The 2,472-nt window shown below is 46.2% G+C and carries 4 protein-coding genes; all 4 read right to left on the bottom strand.

Translation table 11 applies throughout. From position 1 onward, the window contains the following. A partial coding sequence (locus tag ACRCZA_RS15880; RefSeq protein ID WP_438675363.1) for an energy transducer TonB occupies window positions 1-423 on the bottom strand: 423 nt, incomplete at its 3' end. Between the two features lies 1 nt (window position 424). After that, window positions 425-829 carry an ExbD/TolR family protein gene (locus tag ACRCZA_RS15885; protein ID WP_438675364.1) on the bottom strand — a complete coding sequence of 135 codons (405 nt, stop codon included), beginning with the start codon at window positions 827-829 and terminating at the stop codon, window positions 425-427. A 13-nt stretch (window positions 830-842) separates the two neighbouring features. Continuing rightward, window positions 843-1,370 carry a MotA/TolQ/ExbB proton channel family protein gene (locus tag ACRCZA_RS15890; RefSeq protein ID WP_438675365.1) on the bottom strand — a complete coding sequence of 176 codons (528 nt, stop codon included), beginning with the start codon at window positions 1,368-1,370 and terminating at the stop codon, window positions 843-845. Further along, the coding region (locus ACRCZA_RS15895) for a MotA/TolQ/ExbB proton channel family protein (protein ID WP_438675366.1) at window positions 1,370-2,472 on the bottom strand (1,103 nt) is incomplete at its 5' end. The genes ACRCZA_RS15890 and ACRCZA_RS15895, both read right to left, overlap by 1 nt.

Raw genomic sequence — 2,472 nt, forward strand, 5'->3', positions numbered from 1 at the left:
CACCCATCCTTCTTTGCCATCACGGGCCGCAGCGATGGGATATTGAGGCTCAATACGCACGATCGGTGTTGCATCACCATCGCGACTCATCATATTGCCACTCAATTTAAAGCCACCCCCACTGTGACCACCGGCTTCTACTCCGCCCATACTGAACGACATGGTCGTATCAATATTGCTAGACTCCACCGGCGGCGAAGTCACGGGTTTATCGGGTTGAGCTGGCGGCGGCGGTGGCTGAGGCACGACCCTTTGTTTGCTCTGTGCTTTTGAATCCTGTCTGTCCATGGTGATTTCAATGACTGGAGTCTCAGTTGAGGTTTCGGCGCGCTGGGCGCCGCCCCCGACAAGAAAAGCCATAAACCAGAACAATCCTAAAGTCACAGCAGCACCAATAATGATCGATACTAGTGCTCTTAGCATATTAATCGTTCCCCGCAGATACCGAAATCTTATCTATACCGGCGGCCTTAACTTGGTCTAATACTTTAATCACTAAACCATGTTGTGTGTCTTTATCCGCTTGGATCATTACGGCCGCTTCTGGCGCTTCAGCGAGCATACGCTCAACGTTCGCCGTGACGCGTTCGATATCAACCTGACGGTTTTCCATCATAATAATGCCGGTTTTACTGACACCAATAAAGATGTTAGAAGACGGTTTTGAGGTCGCTTGCGAGGCCTTAGGTTTGTTGTAATCCAAACCCGATGGCTTCACGAATGACGTTGTTACAATGAAGAAGATCAACATAATGAACACGATGTCTAGCATCGGTGTCATGTCAATTTGCGCTTCCTCGTCTACACTGGAATGCTTTTTACGTGCCATGTTCAATATCTCTCTAGTGGTGCGGCATGCGGTCTTTTAGCTTTTCTAACCGGATTTTCATTTGTTGATCAAGCCGAGTACTGATAAATACCCCGGACAATGCTGCAACCATTCCCGCCATCGTGGGCATCGTTGCCATGGAAATACCGGCTGCCATTAAACGAGCATTACTCGTCCCCTGAACTGCCATCACATCGAACACTGAAATCATCCCCGTTACCGTACCTAACAACCCGATCATAGGGCATATGGCAACTAAGGTTTTTATCATCAGCATGCGATCGTTCAACTCTTGACTCGCTTGGGACACCCAAGCTTCACGGATACGGTGTGCGTACCAAGAGGTGGTTTCCTCTCTCGCGTCCCATGCGGCGATGATGGCTCGATGTTTTTTTGGTGAAACCCATTTAAGGTACCAATAACGCTCGATCATCAACACCCACATCACGAACAATACAAACGCAACCAACCAAAGGACGTTTCCTCCAGCGGCCATGAAGCCCCTGACGGAATCCCATATATCCATCAGGTATAGCATCATTAGTCTGCCCTCTTCTCAGCATGCGCTGCGATAATTCCCGCACTTTGCTCTTCCAAAATTTGGGTAATTGATTTACTACGCGCAACTAATAATGCGTGAAGTAACATCAGTGGCAGTGCAGCAACCAGACCTTGTACAGTGGTCACCAGTGCCATAGAGATACCACCCGCCATCAGTTTTGGATCGCCAGTACCGAACAATTGGATACTTTGGAAGGTTGCAATCATACCGGTTACAGTACCTAACAGACCCAACATCGGGCCGATAGCGGCAATCACTTTCAGGATTGGAATACGCGCTTCTAAGGCTGGGGTTTCTTTTAAAATCGCTTCATCGAGTTTCAACTCTAATGTCTCAACATCGACATCTTTGTTCTCATGGTAAACTTTCAGAATACGACCTAATGCGTTGTTACCTGGATTATCAATATTCTTCGCTTGACGCTTCACTTTGGCACCAATAGCCGCCAACACAACAAAGCGTTCAACTGCAATTAATAAACCAAGAGCCAGCAAAACTAGAATGATATAACCGATAGTGCCACCAGACTCTAAACGATCTTCAAAACTCGCTTTGTTGGTGTAAATATTCAGTAATACACCACGAGCAGGGTCGATATAGAATGGAGCTGTACCAGAAGTGATTTGTTCCCACTTATTAACTGAGCTAACTTGATAACCTTCTGGCTGAACGGATAGCTGTTGCACTAAATTTAACTCAGGGTTAAATACAACATACTTTCCTTCTGCCGTTAAGTTATAAGCACCTACACGGTGGATAGTGGTTTTCTTAACAGAACCGTCGATTTCAGTGACAGAACCTTCAAACTTAACCACTTTGCCAGATTCAGCCATTTCAAACAGCTGTTCTTGCCAGAACTTTTCTAACTCTTCAATTTTAGGTAATTGCTTACGTGCACCAAGATCTGCAATAAATTTATCGCGATTAGGGAACTGAGCACTCACGTTTGACGCAGCAAGTTTACCAGCGAAATCACCCGCTTCACCTTTGACCACACCAAACATTTCACCCAAGTCACCTTGAGCGGTTTTCAGATCTTCTTCTAACTGGGCAATTTTGCGCTCGTTATCTAAAAACGCTT

The sequence above is a fragment of the Shewanella sp. genome (genome assembly GCF_051658185.1).
Lineage (GTDB): Bacteria > Pseudomonadota > Gammaproteobacteria > Enterobacterales > Shewanellaceae > Shewanella.

Excerpts from the sequence above, each read along its gene's own strand:
- ACRCZA_RS15890 (WP_438675365.1), bottom strand. The coding sequence starts at position 1,370 with ATGATGCTATACCTGATGGATATATGGGATTCCGTCAGGGGCTTCATG.
- ACRCZA_RS15885 (WP_438675364.1), bottom strand. The coding sequence starts at position 829 with ATGGCACGTAAAAAGCATTCCAGTGTAGACGAGGAAGCGCAAATTGAC.